We start from the raw sequence: 13,990 nt of genomic DNA on the forward strand, positions 1-13,990 counted from the left end.
CCACCCCGCCGCCGTCCCCAGGGCTGGTCAGGGGTTAGCCAGGCCGGGAAACACCATCAGGTCGATGTGGCCCCCTTCCGGGTGGCGCCACTCGCGAAACTCCTCTGCCAGGGCGTGCTGCTCCCGGGGGAGTGATTGGGCCTGGAGATCCTGGAGGCGCTGATGCACCAGGTCGAGGGTTTCGTCGATCAGCTGGGCCGCTTGCTCGGAGGTCATGGCTGGCTATCCCGCAGGTGGGGTGGTTGTAGGTAACTGGGCCCAAACGGGCTGTAACTACGGCAACGCCAATCAGAAGCCGCTGACCAGCAAGCCATGGGCCAGCTGGTCAACCGTCCCATGGCCATGGCGGCCAACCGCTGCGAATCGCACCATCACCCCATGGACAAGATCCTCGAGTTCAGCTCTGCCAACAAGCAGTCTGGACGGGTCCAGCGATCTCCAAACTGGTCCAAAACCGACTCCCAGGAGCTCCGCAAAGGATTGCTGTTGAGCGTTGCCGGGGCAGCCGCTTTGGCAATCCTGTTTGGCCTCGCCCACTTTGTAAAGCTCGATAGCCTGCTGGTTGCCAGCCAGGCGATCTACAACCTGATCAGCGGCGTTCACATCATGGCCAAAGGCCTGGTGCGCCTGCTACTCGGGGTAGTCCAGATGCTCGGCTTCGCAGCCCTGGCCGTGGTGGCAGTGACAGCCGTGCTCTCACTAGCGAGCGGAGCTGTGCGGATCGGCTGGAAACTGCTGCCCCAGCTTGAATCCACCTGGGAACTGCTGGCGAATGGCCTCAACGGCCTCACCGATTTGCTGATCCTGCCGCTGCGGCGCCCAAAGGCAACACGTCAGGCCAACTCCCGCCGTTCCGCCTCCAACCAGAAAGCTGCATGAGTTCGATGGAGCCCGCGGGCAGCGGCTCCATCGCATCTCGCGACCCTGAGCTGGTGCGAAGATCAAAGACCTTCAACAACTACCTGTGGCAGACGGCAAGGGATCCTCTGGCTCGGCACTCTCCGGCCTGCTGCTGGTGCTGGGTTCCCTGGGGGGCCTGGCCCTGCTGGGCTGGCTGACGGTGGTGATGCTCGACCTGAAGCACCTCAACACTGGCGGCTTCACCTTGCCTTAAAGCTTCAATTTGCCCTTAATCCGCCCGGGCCTAGCCGATCCCGGTGCGGGCGATGTCAAGCACGTCGGCCATGGAGCGGATCTGGCCGATGGTGCTGGCCAGCTGGCCGGCACTGTCGAGCTCCACCCGTAGGTCAATGCGAGCCGGCTTACCGGGAGTGGTGCGCACCCGGGCATCACTGACGTTGATGCGGTGGTCGGAGAGGCGGGTGAGGATGTCCTTGAGCACGCCAACTCGATCGAGCACCTCAATGCGCAACTGCACCGGATAACGCCGCGGGCTGGCTTGCACCGCAGGGTTCCAGCGCACCGGCAGGCGCCGTTCAGCCGGCACCTGGCCCAGGTTGGAGCAGTCCTGGCGATGGATGGTGATGCCGTGGTTGCCCAGGGCCACCGCCCCCAAGATCGGCTCCCCGGGCAGGGGGGTGCAGCACCCCCCCAGCCGATAGTCGAGTCCTTCGAGGCCCAGGATTGCACTGGTGCCCGCTGGCGAAGAAGGCTGGAGATCGGGATGGGCAGCGTGAGCTGAAAGCTCGGCGGCGACCTGCTCATTGCTGGGCACCGGCACAGCGGCGGCGCTGGCCAGGCGCAGTTCCTCCCGCAGGCGATTTAGCAACTGGTGCAGCGTGACCCCACCAAAGCCGAGGGATGCCAGCAGGTCGTCGGTGCCGGCAAGGTTGCAACGGCGCGCCACCCGGGCGATCGCCTCGCCGCTGAGCAGGGCATCGAAGCCGTCGCGACCCAGTTCGCGCTCCAACATCTCGGTGCCGCGCAGGATGTTCTGGTCGCGATGGCTCGTTTTGTACCAATGGCGGATGCGGGTGCGGGCCGTGGGGGTGGCTACGAAATTGAGCCAGTCGAGGCTCGGGTGCGCCGTCTTGGCGGTGATCACCTGCACGAAATCGCCGTTCTGTAGCGGGGTGGCCAGGGGGCAGAGGCGATCGTTGATGCGCACTCCCTGGCAGTGGTTGCCGATCTCGGAATGGATCCGGTACGCGAAATCAACGGCGGTGGATCCCTTGCGCAGCCCCACCACATCGCCATTGGGGGTGAACACGAACACCTCCTCGTCGAAGAGGTCCTCCTTGATGGAGCGCAAAAAATCGCCGCTGTCCTTGCCACCGTCATCCTTCTGCCAGTCCACCAGCTGGCGCAGCCAGTTGAAGCGCTCCGCATCGGCCCCGGAGGCCGCCGGTGAACCGCCCTCCTTGTATTTCCAATGGGCGGCGATGCCGTACTCGGCCACCCGGTGCATCTCGGTGGTGCGGATCTGCACCTCAATCGGCCGATGGCGACCGATCACCGCCGTATGCAGCGACTGGTAGCCATTGGGCTTGGGTAGGCCGATGTAGTCCTTGAAGCGACCGGGAATCGGCCGAAACGTGTCGTGGACCACTGCCAGGGCCCGGTAGCAGCACTCCAGGTTGGGGCAGAGGATCCTGAGGGCGGCCACGTCGATGATTTCGTGGAACGCCTTCTGCTGGCGCTGCATTTTGCTCCAGATGCCATAGAGGTGCTTGGGCCGGCCACTCACCTCACAGTTGTGCAGCCCCGCGGCGGCGAGGCGATCCCGCAGCAACTGCACGGTCACCCCCAGGCGCTCTTCCCTGTCACTGCGCTTGGTCGCCACCTGCTTCTGAATGTCACGGTAGGCCTCGGGCTCGAGGATTTTGAAGGCCAGATCCTCCAGCTCCCACTTGAGCCTGCCAATCCCCAGCCGGTTGGCGAGGGGGGCATAGATCTCCCGGGTTTCGCGGGCGATGCGCTGCTGCTTCTCGGGCTTGAGGGCAGAGAGCGTGCGCATGTTGTGGAGCCGGTCTGCCAACTTCACCAGCACCACGCGGATGTCGCTGGCCATGGCCAGAAACATGCGACGCAAATTTTCTGCCTGGGCCTCGGTGTAGTTGGTGAAATGGATCCCGCCCAACTTGGTGACCCCCTCCACCAGGGCCCGCACCTCGGCGCCAAAGTGCGCCTCGATCTCATCGGGGGTGACGCCGGTGTCCTCGACCACGTCGTGCAGGAAGCCGGCGGCGATTACCCCTGCACTGGCGCCGGTCTCCCGCAGCAGATCGGCAACGGCGATCGGATGGATGATGTAGGGCTCGCCCGTGGCCCGCAGCTGGCCCTGGTGATGGCGGTAGGCGTAATCGAAGGCGCAGGCGAGCAGCAGCTCGGGGTCCGTAGGGCAGCTGTTGTCCTGGCCAGGCGGCACGTGCTCCAGGCAGCGCTGCAGCCACTCGGGCAGGGGCACGCCATAGTCAGCTGGGGGGCGGATCGATCGGTCCTGATCAAGATCGGCAACCGCCTTGAGCATTCCACCCTGTGGATTTCTTCCATCGTATGCAGATACTGCCTAGCTGGAGACAATGACCAGCCCCGTGCTTGCGATTGACCACCTGGTGGTGCGCTACCCGGGCTGCGACCAGCCCACCCTTGATGGGCTGACCCTGAGCCTGAGCCCAGGCCAGAGGCTGGCCCTGGTCGGGCCCTCCGGCTGCGGCAAGAGCACCGTGGCCCGGGCGGTGCTGCAGCTCCTGCCCCCAGGCAGCCAGTGCAGCGGCGGGCTGCTACTGGCGGGGCAGGAGCCCGGCCGGCTGCAGCGGCCGGCCCTGCGCCAACTACGCGGCAAGGCGGTAGGCCTGGTTTTCCAGGACCCCATGACCCGGCTCAACCCCCTGCTGACCATTGGCGACCACCTTGGGGACACCCTGGCCGCCCACCGGCCCCGCTGGCGGCGGCGCCAGGTGCGCGAACGGGCCGAGGAGCTGCTGACCAGGGTCGGGATCAACCCCCAGCGCTACGGCAGCTACCCCCATGAGTTCAGCGGCGGCATGCGTCAGCGGCTGGCAATTGCCCTGGCCATGGCCCTCAATCCGCCCCTGGTGATCGCCGACGAGCCCACCACCAGCCTGGATGTGGCCATCGCCGGCCAGGTGATGGGGGAGCTCAGCGCCCTTTGCAGCGAAGCGGGCAGCGCCCTACTGCTGATCAGCCATGACATGGCCCTGGCAGGCCGCTGGTGCGACCAGATCGCCGTGCTGGACCAGGGCCGCCTGATCGAGCAGGCCCCCGCCCAACAACTGCTCACCGCCCCGGCCTCCCCCCTGGCCCAGCGGCTGGTGGCCAAGGCGCGGCAGCGGGAGGGAGTCCAGAGAACGATTCTCGCACCGGCGCCGGCCCTGCTGGAGCTGGAGGAGTTGCGCAGCTGGCACCCGTTGCCCTCCCTGCCCTGGCAACGCCGCTGGCTCAAAGCGGTGGACGGGGTGAGCCTGAGGCTGCAGCGGGGCGAAACCATTGGCCTGGTGGGGGCATCAGGCTGCGGCAAGAGCACCCTCTGCCGAGCCCTGATGGGGTTGGCACCGGTGCGGGGCGGCACGGTGCGACTCGAAGGCCACAACCTGCTGGCCCTGCGCGGCCAGGCCCTACGCCGGGCGCGACGGGGCCTGCAGATGGTTTTTCAAGATCCCCTGGCCTGCCTCAACCCCCAGATGGTGGTGGGCGAAGCCATCGCCGATCCCCTGCTGATCCACGGCCTGGCCAGCCGCAACCAGGCCCGCCACCGGGCCCGGGAACTCCTTGCTGCCGTGGGGCTGACCCCAGCTGAAGAGTTCGAAAACCGCCTGCCCAGGCAGCTCTCAGGCGGCCAGCAGCAGCGGGTGGCCATCGCCCGGGCCCTGGTGCTGGAGCCAAAGGTGCTGCTCTGCGACGAGAGCGTCAGCATGCTCGACGCCGAAGTGCAGGCCGACGTGCTTGCCCTGCTGCGTGATCTGCAGCAGCGGCTGGGCCTGGGCCTGCTGTTTGTCACCCACGACCTGTCGGTGGCCAGTGGCTTCTGCCACCGGGTGATCGTGCTCGACGGCGGCGTAATCGTGGAGGAGGGCCCGGGCGCCCGGTTGCTGAGCCATCCCCAGGCGGCCATCACCCGCAAGCTTGTGGAGGCCTGCCCGCGGCTGCCTAGCGCCTGAAAAGCAATCCAGATCGCAAAACTATTTACGGTAAACAAGCTGTTCGATAGCACCAAATCAATGACCCAGAATTCACGCAGACGATTAATTACTCCAAGGCAGCATTTTTCTATTTAACACTTCTTTCACCGGCAAATCAGCTTTTAAAGTCTCACCATTCAAAACCCTCTGATAGTAATCAAGATAGCCTAGCGCCATAATATGAGACGAAAAATTATCACGAGCGTATGAATGGCATGCGTATGGCGACCATTCACCCACGCGTTGGATTGCCCTCAAAAGCTGCGTCGCTGAGTTAGCAAGATATCCATATTGAGGACCAATCAACTCCGGCAAAGAACCATACGCCGTCCCAAATACTGGGCATCCAAAATATAAACTTTCAATCACGGCAAGCCCAAATGGCTCATGCCATAAAACAGGAAATAGCAGGCCCATTGAATGCTGAAGGATCCTAGACTTTTCCAAGTCATTTACCATCCCATGGAAGCTAATTTTTCTAGACAGAGTGAATCGAAACCCCCTCCGAAAATAAAGCCTTGAACCCCCTATAACACTCAGTTGCATGCCAGATTTACGAGCCAATCTGATCGCTCCACTGACATTTTTTCTCCTCTTTGAGGCATCTGCCAAAAAATGAAAATACTGCCTCTCCGCTGACGTATCACAACCTCTGTAACGCGACCAATCAAGACCATTGTAAACATAATGCCCCGAACCGTGCCTATTCGCATGATCTCTTGAGAGGAAAATTGTGTTCGGGAGGACATCCCGTAGACTGCTGAGATTATTGTGCTGAGTAATAACAAAAGCTCGTCCGACCTCCTGCTGGGGGTTTTCGGAAAAATGAACGATATCAACTGAGGAAGGGATTTGCTCACATAACGAAAGCGCAGAATTAAACGCAATTACCTTCGCAAAATCACACCTTGATCCACTCGTGGCGAGGAAGGATACTTGGTGCCCAAGCACAACCAAGGCTTTACCCAGATCCCATACCACTCGCTCAGTACCGCCATAGGCTGAGACAGGCAAAGGCGGGCCAATGTGAACAATTAAAATGTGCATATTAAAGTTACTTTAGTGACAAACAAAAATCGTGTTGATTTGCATTGGCCGCTTCGAGTCTGACAATCGTCTGATCAGCGCCGGCGTAACACCTCCAGCAAACGTTCAAACAACTCCGGCATCGGCGCTTCGCACACAATCCGCTCGCCATGGATCGGGTGGTTGAGCCCCAGCTGCACGGCGTGTAGGGCCTGGCCGGGCATATCCAGCGGCAGCTTGCGGCAGCGGGAGTACACCGGGTCACCCACGATCGGATGGCCCAGGTGGGCGCAGTGCACCCGGATCTGGTGGGTGCGCCCTGTATCGAGTTTGAAACGCAGGAGGGAGTAGTCGCCCAGCCTCTCCACCAGGCGCCAGTGGGTGCAGGCGTGGCGGCCCGAGTCGTCGTGAACCACAGCGTATTTCTTGCGGTCGGCTGGGTGGCGGCCGATGGGGGCCACGACCGTGCCGGAATCAGCCGTAGGCACCCCGTGCACCACCGCCAGATACTGACGCGAGGCGATTCGCTTCTGGATCTGCACCTGCAGCTTCACCAACGCCTCCTGGCTCTTGGCCACCACGATGCAGCCAGTCGTGTCCTTGTCGAGCCGGTGCACGATGCCGGGCCGCAGCTCCCCGCCGATGCCGGGCAGGTCGGGGCAGTGGTGCAGCAGGCCATTCACCAGGGTGCCATCCCTATTGCCGGGCGCCGGATGCACGGTGAGCCCGGCGGGCTTATTGAGCACGATCAGGTGGGCGTCTTCGTAGAGGACATCGAGGGGCATGGCCTGGGGCACCAGATAGGGCAGGGGCTCCGGCGGCGGCATCCACAGCGCCACGCTGTCGCCCTGGCGCAGGGGGGTCTTGGCCCGGCCGGTGACACCATTGACCCGCACATAGCCGGCCTCGATGAACTTCTGAATCCGGGCGCGACTCTGCTCCGGCCGCTGGGCCACCAGCCAGCGATCCAGACGCATCGGCAGGGGCTTGGGGTAGGTGAGCGTGAGTAGCTCACCTTCGCCTTCGCCGAAGCTCACGTCGACCATCGGCCTTTCCTCCCTGCCAGCGACCGTACTGGCTTGATCCACAGAAGATCCATGCAGCGGCGCCTCAGCGAGAGCCTTGGCTTGGCATGTGCCCTAAAGTATGCAGCAAGAATGATATTTCAGATGCAGATCAACCAACTCGACCCAAAACAGGCTGACAAATTCAGCTCAACGCATGCCATTCACTATGAACTGAGCGATGGCAGGCAAATGGTTCTGCTCTCAGGGATTATCAGCGTGGACCTAAAATCACCAGGCTGGACGAACGAGAACGCAGCACCCGGATGGTTCATTCAAAACCTATCTCTCAATATTGCCCTGCCAACAAGCATGCTAGGGGATGGTCAGAGCTTCCGGATGGTGGAATCAGCACCCTTCCTTGGCATTAATGCCATAGCGGGCTTCAGCAATGTTGGCTGGGCAGTCAACTCCTTTGACCTGGTAATGCAGGATGCAGCTATTAACGCGATTCAGCTAAATGCCGAACTCGGCGTATTAAGCAGCGGAGAAATCCTAAATCGCCTCGGCTATCACATTAGCCTGATCGGCGAGCTCGTAGGCTGAGCTTGGGCCCGCTCATGGCAGTTCGAGGGCGATAGCCCCAAGCCGGGCGCAGCGGAAGTCATCAAGGAGCTTGATCGCCATGCGCAGGCTATCGCCACTGGTATGACGCGCCGCCGCAGCCACCAGCCAACTCTCCACATCCGGACCGCCCCCAGGTAACACATCGAGGCAAACGCCGTAGCGCTTCTCCACCAGGGCGGGCGGCACCCCGGCAGCCGGTGACGCCTCCAGCAGGGTGAGCAGCTGCAGAAAGGCCAGGGCAGCGGCCTCGTTGTCATAGGCCGCCTGGCCAATGTCATCGCAGAGGGCCAGGCGCAGGGCGGCCTGCTGGTCGTCGAGGCGGGGCGGCAGCACGCCGGGGGCATCGAGCAGGTCGAGGTCCTGGCCCAGCCGCACCCAGCGCAGGCTGCGGGTCACGCCTGCCCGGCGGGCGCTATCCACCACCTTCTGGCGCACCAACCGGTTGATCAGGGCCGACTTGCCCACGTTGGGGAAACCCAGCATCAGGGCCCGCACCGGCCGCGGCTTCATGCCCCTGCCGGCCCGACGGGCATTGAGGGCCTCCCCGGCCCGGATCGCCGCCTGCTGCAGCTGCTTGACGCCGGTGCCCACCTTGGCGTCACACCACCAGCAGGTCTGCTCCTGGGCCTTGAACCAGGCGGTCCAGGCCTGGCGTACCGGCGCCGGAATCATGTCAACCCGATTGATCACCAGCAGGTGCTGCTTGTTGCCGATCCAGCGCTGCAGCCGGGGGTGGGAGGTGGCCAGCGGAATGCGGGCGTCGCGCACCTCGATCACCAGATCCACCTTGGCGAGATTTGCGTTGAGGGCCCTCTCCGCCTTGGCGATGTGGCCCGGATACCACTGGATCGCCGGGGCATTGACGCTGAGTTGCGTCACCTAGGGCACCACCAGCACCGGACAGGGAGCCAGCTGGATCACCCTCGCCGCGGTGCTCTGTTGGTCGCTCTCGATCGCGATGCCGCGGGTGCCCATCACGATCACATCGGCATTGATCTCATCGGCCACATCACCGATCACAAAAGCTGGCATGCCCTCACGCTCGATCACCCGGCAGCTCACCCCAGCCTGCTCAAACCGGGCCCGGGCCTGCTGCAGCAGCTCGGCGGTTGCGGCCGGGTCGTCCTGGCCGGGCTCCACCACCGAGAGCAGCACCAGGGAGCTGGCGTGCTGCTGGGCCAGTTTCAGGGCCACCGCCGCCGTTTCCAAGGCCTGACGGCTCTGGTCGATGGGAAAAAGAACGGTTTCAAACATGGCGCGGGGTACGCAGACAGGGCCGTTAAGGGCTGGGATATTTCAGTCTGGAGGGCGCTCCGGAATCCGGCCAGGGCGGCCGGTTGGGGGAAAGCCGAAGGAGGCAAGTTGGAGCGCAAGGGGGAGGGCAAGAGAAAAGCCAGGGGCGGGGCGGGGGCTAACCTCCCCCGCAATTCCCTATCACCTGGAGCTCCATGGCGAAGCGATCCCTGGCCAGCCTTTCGGCCGATGATCTCCGCGGCAAGCGCGTGCTGGTGCGGGTTGACTTCAACGTACCGCTAAACGACGCCGGCGCGATCACCGACGACACCCGCATCCGGGCGGCCCTGCCCACCATCGGCCACCTGCGCGACAACGGCGCCAAGGTGATCCTGGCAGCCCACTTCGGCCGGCCTAAGGGACAGGTGAACGAGGGCATGCGCCTCACCCAGGTGGCAGCCCGCCTCAGCGACCTGCTGGGCGTGCCCGTAACAAAGACTGAAAGCTGCATCGGCCCCGACGCCGAGGCCAAGGTGGCCGCCCTGGAGGAAGGCGGTGTGGTGTTGCTCGAGAACGTGCGCTTCTTCGCCGAGGAAGAGAAGAACGAGGCCGAATTTGCGCAAAAATTGGCCTCCCTTGCTGAGGTTTACGTGAACGACGCCTTCGGCGCCGCCCACCGGGCCCACGCCTCCACCGAAGGGGTCACCAAGTTCCTCAGCCCTAACGTGGCCGGCCACCTGATGGAGAAGGAGCTGGCCTACCTGCAGGGTGCCATCGATGCGCCCAAGCGCCCCCTGGCGGCAATCGTGGGTGGCTCCAAGGTAAGCAGCAAGATCGGCGTGCTCGAAGCCCTGATCGACAAGTGCGACAAGATCCTGATCGGCGGCGGCATGATCTTTACCTTTTACAAGGCCCGCGGCCTCTCGGTGGGCAAGAGCCTGGTGGAAGAGGACAAGCTTGAGCTGGCCAAAGAACTCGAGGCCAAGGCGGCCGCCAAGGGCGTGCAGTTCCTGCTGCCCACCGATGTGGTGCTGGCCGACAACTTCGCCCCCGATGCCAATAGCCAGATCGCCAAAGTGGAGGCGATCCCCGACGGCTGGATGGGCCTCGACATCGGCCCCGACTCCCTGAAGGTGTTCCAGGAGGCCCTGGCCGACTGCAAGACCGTGATCTGGAACGGGCCGATGGGCGTGTTCGAGTTCGACAAGTTTGCCGCCGGCACCAACGGCATCGCCCACACCCTGGCGGAGCTGAGCGCCACGGGCACCATCACGATCATCGGTGGCGGCGACTCGGTGGCCGCCGTGGAGAAGGTGGGCGTGGCCGAAAAGATGAGCCACATCTCCACCGGCGGTGGCGCCAGCCTCGAGCTGCTCGAAGGCAAGGTGCTCCCCGGCGTGGCAGCACTGGATGAAGCCTGATTTGGATGAGACCTGATCCAGGCTGACCGCGACAGGGGGCTCAGGCCCCCTTTTATTGTCGGCGCTGGTCCTTGCCCCAGCCCGGCAAACCAAAGCGGCGCTGGAGCTCGGCCCGTTCAGTCATCCAGCGGCGACGCTGCTCTATGGCTTGGTCCTGCAGGTTGCGCTGGCAGCTTTGCAAGGCATCGACGTCACGGGCCGGCACCATGCAGCGCTCGGCCTGGCTTAGTTGATCCAGGCGTTCGACGGATACCCGCTGCTCCAGCTGGAGGCGGGCGGCGAAATAAGCCTGGCGCTGCTGGCTGCTCAATTTGGCGATCGCCTCGGCCTGCTGGCGTTGCATAGCTTCGCGACGCTCGGGGTTGGGGTGCCTTCCGTAACCACTGCCTGCGGCGAAGGCCGCATTACCAGCCTGACTAATCCCCAGAATCAACAGGGTGCCAGCCAGCAGCAGGGGGGCAGGATGCTGCCTGGCTCTGGGCAACAAGGTGTTCAACAGGTTCATGGCTGTAGGTGGGATGGGATGAAGTAGGGGGCCGGCTGAGGTCGGTTTCAGCACCCGGAGATCACACCACCCAAGATGCCGCCCATCGCGGCCCCAATTGGCAGGCTCCAGAGGCGGTTGCGTGAGTTGCTTGCCAACATCGCTCCCAGTCCGCCACCAATGGCAGCCCCGGTCAGCACGGTGCCCCGATTGCAGCGACGCACGGGAGCAGGGCTATAGGGCTCAGGTTCAGAGGCGATGGGATATCCATAGGGACTCACGGGCAGAGGGGCGTAGGTTCGGCCGGGGGGCGACCCGTAGTTGTCGTAGACGTAGCGCTGATCGCCATAGGGGTAGGCCTGGGCGACCTCAGGAGCAAGGGCTGCACTGCCGAGCAGGCCGGCCAAAACGAGAGGAAGGGCAGAGAGGCGCATGGTTGATCTCGATGTAGATGGTGTTGCGGGGAATGGGAGATGGAGGTCGGGGCAAGAGAACCAAAAAAGACGGTTAGAGGCTCAGGCCGGGCCGCCAGGGCAGCTGGGCGGTTGAGCCCTGGCGGCCCATCAGAAGCTGCCATTCCTGCTGATCACGCCGCCACTGACGCTCCCGAGCCTGCTCATCACGGCGCAGGCACTGGTCGTTGTCCCAGCGCTGACGGGCGCTACTGAGGCAGCGATCCAGTTGGTCGAGGCGCCACTGGGTCTGGCGATAGGACTGATCCGCCAAAGCCCGCTGAGCCTGAACCAAGCCGCGCTGGAGGCCCGAATTGGGGCCCCAGGGGGGACGGCTCGACCTGAGAACTGGGGATCGGCCAGGGCGGAGCCGGCACTGACGGCGCCGCTACCCAACAGGCCCAGCACCATGGCCAGGCGGGGAAGGGGAAAGGACTTCATGGGAAAAGGTGGGTGAAACGTTGCAGCCTTGAGCTGTCACCCCGGAACTTTGCGGCAAACCAACGGGCGAAGTGCAACCGAGTTGCCACCAACATGTGACCAAATCGGACAGGCGCGGGGCATTACCGGCAGATTCAGCTCTCCAACTGGCTTTTGGAGCGCCCCCAAAGGGCAATTCCAAAGTAAAATCCAAGGGCATGGTTAGGGCCATTGCCAGAGCCATCGCTCTCCAGCCGCTCCAGCCCACCGCCGTGGGCGGCGGCCACCCGAGCGGCAATCGCCAGCCCCAGGCCGCAGTGGCCGCTGCCACCTCGGGCGGCATCGAGCCGCTGGAATGGCATCAAGGCCTGATCCCACTGCGGGGCGGCGATGCCGGAGCCCCCATCCCAAAGCACGATGCGAAAGCCCTCCCCCTCAGGCGGCCCGGCCTGCAACACCAACCGCAGCGGTGGTGCGCCGTAACTGCGGGCGTTGTCGATCAAATTGGCCACGGCCCGGGAAAGCGCCACCGGCTGCACCACGCGCAGCAAGGGCTGTAGCTCCAGCGCCAGGGTGTCGGCATCCAGGCCCGCCGCCACCTCCGCCAGCAGCTGATCCAGCGGCACCGCCACGGCCTCCTCGTTGTCGTTACCGCCAGCGAACAGCAAAAACTGTTGGGTGATCCGCTCCAGAGCCGCCAAGTCGGCCTCAGCCTGCAGCAGATCCACTCCCGGCAAGCCGGCCAGGCTGAGCCGAAAGCGCAGACGTGTAATCGGGCTTTTGAGGTCGTGGGCGATGCCGCCGAGCATCACCGAACGCTCCTGCTCGGCGCGCTCCAGGCGCCGCACCATGGCATTAAACCGGCCGGTGAGCTGGCGCACGCTGGTGGTGCCACGCTCCTCCGGCAGGGCCAGTGGCCGGGCGGCGGTGCCCACCCCGCCCAGGGCCCGCTGCAGTTGTTGCAGCGGGCGTTGCACCTCCAGCCAGAAAAACAGCAGCAGCGCCACGCTGCCCCCCAGCCCCAGGCTCGCCAGCAGCAGCCAGGGATCGGGCGGCCAGCGGCGGTCGGGCGGAATCGGCGCCAGCAGCCACACCGGCTCCAGCGGCGCCAGCAGTTGCACCCACACACCCCTCTGCGGCAGCGCCGCCGGCAGCACGGTGGGACATGGCCGCAGCTCACGGCAGAGCTCCTGGCGCAACAGCCTTCCCCCCGCGACCATGGCAGGGTTGGCGGAGGTGGGCGGAAGGGCCCCGACTCGCAATGACAGGCCACTAAGCCGGGCCAAGGCCGCCGGCGGCAAGCGATCGAGGGCCAGCTCCGCTAGGCGCACCTGAAACAGCACCTCAGGCCCCAACTGGGCAATGCGGGCCCGCTGCAAACGCTCGGCCAAAAGCGCCTGCAACTGGACCGTACTCAGCAGGGCAACCCCAAGCCCCACCAGGCAATAGCGCAAGGCAGTGCTATCGACTGCGAGGCTGGCCATCGGGCACAAACACATAGCCGTAGCCCCATACCGTCTGCAGGTAGCGGGGCCGGGCGGGATCGGGTTCCACCAACTTGCGCAGCCGCGACACCTGCACATCCATGCTGCGGCTATCGGTGACCGAATCGGGCCCCCTGGCCAACTCCACCAGCCGTTCGCGCGAGAGGGGCCGGTGTGGATGCTGCACAAAAACCGCCAGCAGGGCGAATTCGGCAGAGGTGAGCAAGGTTATGCGTCCGGCCTGCTCCAGAGTGCGGGCCGCAAGATCCAGCACCTGCTCACCAATCGTCACCGACTGCCCTTCCGCCAGGGGCGTGCCGGCCGGCAGCGCCACACGGCGCCGCAACACCGCCTCGATACGGGCGGTGAGCTCCCGCGGCAAGAACGGCTTGGCCAGGTAGTCGTCGGCGCCCTGCTCAAGACCAATGATCCGGTCGATCGCATCGCCCTTGGCGGTGAGCATCACCACCGGTAGGTCATCACCGCCGTCGCGCAGACGCCGCAGCAAGGTGAGGCCATCGTCGCCGGGGAGCATGAGATCGAGCACCACCAAATCTGGGCGCTGACCCCCCAGCCGCGCCATCAACTGGGCGCCATCAGCCAGGCAGCGCACGTCATAGCCCTGATCAATCAAGTAAGTGCCCACCATGCTCCGCAGGTCGGGGTCGTCATCGACTACCCAGATGCTCTGCTGCTTGCTCTGTCCTGCGGCCATCTCCGTGCCGTGCCGGAAAGAT

At 64.3% G+C, this 13,990-nt stretch carries 16 protein-coding genes; 5 read left to right on the top strand and 11 right to left on the bottom strand.

What is annotated here, in order from left to right; all coding sequences use genetic code 11:
- Positions 1 to 27 precede the first annotated feature (27 nt).
- Positions 28 to 216: a hypothetical protein gene (locus tag H8F27_RS05830; RefSeq protein ID WP_197152069.1), complete on the bottom strand. Its 189-nt coding sequence runs from the start codon at positions 214 to 216 to the stop codon at positions 28 to 30.
- Positions 217 to 312: 96 nt separating this feature from the next.
- Between H8F27_RS05830 and H8F27_RS05835 the strand changes: the two genes are divergently transcribed.
- Together H8F27_RS05835 and H8F27_RS05840 are read left to right on the top strand one after the other, a co-directional pair.
- Positions 313 to 879, top strand: a complete 567-nt coding sequence (locus H8F27_RS05835) for a hypothetical protein (protein WP_197152070.1) — start codon at positions 313 to 315, stop codon at positions 877 to 879.
- 85 nt (positions 880 to 964) lie between these two features.
- Entirely contained in the window at positions 965 to 1,114 is a 150-nt protein-coding gene (locus tag H8F27_RS05840; RefSeq protein ID WP_197152072.1) for a hypothetical protein, read from the top strand.
- A gap of 30 nt (positions 1,115 to 1,144) precedes the next feature.
- On the opposite strand, the gene H8F27_RS05845 is transcribed toward H8F27_RS05840, so the two are convergent.
- On the bottom strand, positions 1,145 to 3,430 hold the full coding sequence (locus H8F27_RS05845) for a bifunctional (p)ppGpp synthetase/guanosine-3',5'-bis(diphosphate) 3'-pyrophosphohydrolase (protein WP_197152074.1): 2,286 nt from the start codon (positions 3,428 to 3,430) through the stop codon (positions 1,145 to 1,147).
- 52 nt (positions 3,431 to 3,482) lie between these two features.
- Between H8F27_RS05845 and H8F27_RS05850 the strand changes: the two genes are divergently transcribed.
- Positions 3,483 to 5,081: an ABC transporter ATP-binding protein gene (locus tag H8F27_RS05850; RefSeq protein WP_197152075.1), complete on the top strand. Its 1,599-nt coding sequence runs from the start codon at positions 3,483 to 3,485 to the stop codon at positions 5,079 to 5,081.
- Positions 5,082 to 5,165: 84 nt separating this feature from the next.
- Here H8F27_RS05850 and H8F27_RS17965 read toward each other — a convergent pair whose 3' ends face one another.
- Both H8F27_RS17965 and H8F27_RS05860 read right to left on the bottom strand, forming a co-directional pair.
- A complete protein-coding gene (locus tag H8F27_RS17965) occupies positions 5,166 to 6,149 on the bottom strand; it encodes a glycosyltransferase (protein ID WP_197152077.1) in 984 nt (327 codons plus the stop codon).
- A gap of 74 nt (positions 6,150 to 6,223) precedes the next feature.
- Positions 6,224 to 7,174, bottom strand: coding sequence for an RluA family pseudouridine synthase (locus tag H8F27_RS05860; RefSeq protein ID WP_197152079.1), 951 nt, complete (start codon positions 7,172 to 7,174; stop codon positions 6,224 to 6,226).
- 123 nt (positions 7,175 to 7,297) lie between these two features.
- Here H8F27_RS05860 and H8F27_RS05865 point away from each other — a divergent pair, with 123 nt between their 5' ends.
- Positions 7,298 to 7,738 carry a hypothetical protein gene (locus H8F27_RS05865; RefSeq protein ID WP_197152081.1) on the top strand — a complete coding sequence of 147 codons (441 nt, stop codon included), beginning with the start codon at positions 7,298 to 7,300 and terminating at the stop codon, positions 7,736 to 7,738.
- Between the two features lie 12 nt (positions 7,739 to 7,750).
- On the opposite strand, the gene ylqF is transcribed toward H8F27_RS05865, so the two are convergent.
- Together ylqF and H8F27_RS05875 are read right to left on the bottom strand one after the other, a co-directional pair.
- A complete protein-coding gene (gene ylqF / locus H8F27_RS05870) occupies positions 7,751 to 8,638 on the bottom strand; it encodes a ribosome biogenesis GTPase YlqF (RefSeq protein ID WP_197152084.1) in 888 nt (295 codons plus the stop codon).
- On the bottom strand, positions 8,639 to 9,013 hold the full coding sequence (locus H8F27_RS05875) for a universal stress protein (RefSeq protein WP_197152085.1): 375 nt from the start codon (positions 9,011 to 9,013) through the stop codon (positions 8,639 to 8,641). It lies immediately after the preceding gene.
- 194 nt (positions 9,014 to 9,207) lie between these two features.
- Between H8F27_RS05875 and pgk the strand changes: the two genes are divergently transcribed.
- Entirely contained in the window at positions 9,208 to 10,413 is a 1,206-nt protein-coding gene (gene pgk, locus H8F27_RS05880; RefSeq protein ID WP_197152087.1) for a phosphoglycerate kinase, read from the top strand.
- A gap of 52 nt (positions 10,414 to 10,465) precedes the next feature.
- On the opposite strand, the gene H8F27_RS05885 is transcribed toward pgk, so the two are convergent.
- The 5 genes from H8F27_RS05885 to H8F27_RS05905 form a co-directional block, all read right to left on the bottom strand.
- Entirely contained in the window at positions 10,466 to 10,918 is a 453-nt protein-coding gene (locus tag H8F27_RS05885; RefSeq protein ID WP_197152089.1) for a hypothetical protein, read from the bottom strand.
- Between the two features lie 47 nt (positions 10,919 to 10,965).
- Positions 10,966 to 11,331, bottom strand: coding sequence for a glycine zipper 2TM domain-containing protein (locus tag H8F27_RS05890; RefSeq protein ID WP_197152099.1), 366 nt, complete (start codon positions 11,329 to 11,331; stop codon positions 10,966 to 10,968).
- 73 nt (positions 11,332 to 11,404) lie between these two features.
- Positions 11,405 to 11,623: a hypothetical protein gene (locus tag H8F27_RS05895; RefSeq protein WP_197152100.1), complete on the bottom strand. Its 219-nt coding sequence runs from the start codon at positions 11,621 to 11,623 to the stop codon at positions 11,405 to 11,407.
- 301 nt (positions 11,624 to 11,924) lie between these two features.
- On the bottom strand, positions 11,925 to 13,253 hold the full coding sequence (locus H8F27_RS05900) for an ATP-binding protein (RefSeq protein WP_197152102.1): 1,329 nt from the start codon (positions 13,251 to 13,253) through the stop codon (positions 11,925 to 11,927).
- Positions 13,231 to 13,968 carry a response regulator gene (locus tag H8F27_RS05905; protein ID WP_197152104.1) on the bottom strand — a complete coding sequence of 246 codons (738 nt, stop codon included), beginning with the start codon at positions 13,966 to 13,968 and terminating at the stop codon, positions 13,231 to 13,233. Before H8F27_RS05905 ends, H8F27_RS05900 begins: the two co-directional genes overlap by 23 nt.
- Between the last annotated feature and the right edge of the window lie 22 nt (positions 13,969 to 13,990).

Source organism: Synechococcus sp. CBW1108 (genome assembly GCF_015840335.1).
In the GTDB taxonomy this organism is placed as follows: Bacteria; Cyanobacteriota; Cyanobacteriia; order PCC-6307; family Cyanobiaceae; genus Cyanobium_A.

Bases quoted from the DNA above. Each gene is read 5' to 3' on its own strand.
- H8F27_RS05830 (WP_197152069.1), bottom strand. From the start codon at position 216: ATGACCTCCGAGCAAGCGGCCCAGCTGATCGACGAAACCCTCGACCTG.
- H8F27_RS05835 (WP_197152070.1), top strand. From the start codon at position 313: ATGGGCCAGCTGGTCAACCGTCCCATGGCCATGGCGGCCAACCGCTGC.
- H8F27_RS05845 (WP_197152074.1), bottom strand. From the start codon at position 3,430: ATGCTCAAGGCGGTTGCCGATCTTGATCAGGACCGATCGATCCGCCCC.
- H8F27_RS05850 (WP_197152075.1), top strand. From the start codon at position 3,483: ATGACCAGCCCCGTGCTTGCGATTGACCACCTGGTGGTGCGCTACCCG.
- H8F27_RS17965 (WP_197152077.1), bottom strand. From the start codon at position 6,149: ATGCACATTTTAATTGTTCACATTGGCCCGCCTTTGCCTGTCTCAGCC.
- H8F27_RS05860 (WP_197152079.1), bottom strand. From the start codon at position 7,174: ATGGTCGACGTGAGCTTCGGCGAAGGCGAAGGTGAGCTACTCACGCTC.
- H8F27_RS05865 (WP_197152081.1), top strand. From the start codon at position 7,298: ATGCAGATCAACCAACTCGACCCAAAACAGGCTGACAAATTCAGCTCA.
- H8F27_RS05875 (WP_197152085.1), bottom strand. From the start codon at position 9,013: ATGTTTGAAACCGTTCTTTTTCCCATCGACCAGAGCCGTCAGGCCTTG.
- pgk (WP_197152087.1), top strand. From the start codon at position 9,208: ATGGCGAAGCGATCCCTGGCCAGCCTTTCGGCCGATGATCTCCGCGGC.
- H8F27_RS05885 (WP_197152089.1), bottom strand. From the start codon at position 10,918: ATGAACCTGTTGAACACCTTGTTGCCCAGAGCCAGGCAGCATCCTGCC.
- H8F27_RS05890 (WP_197152099.1), bottom strand. From the start codon at position 11,331: ATGCGCCTCTCTGCCCTTCCTCTCGTTTTGGCCGGCCTGCTCGGCAGT.
- H8F27_RS05900 (WP_197152102.1), bottom strand. From the start codon at position 13,253: ATGGCCAGCCTCGCAGTCGATAGCACTGCCTTGCGCTATTGCCTGGTG.
- H8F27_RS05905 (WP_197152104.1), bottom strand. From the start codon at position 13,968: ATGGCCGCAGGACAGAGCAAGCAGCAGAGCATCTGGGTAGTCGATGAC.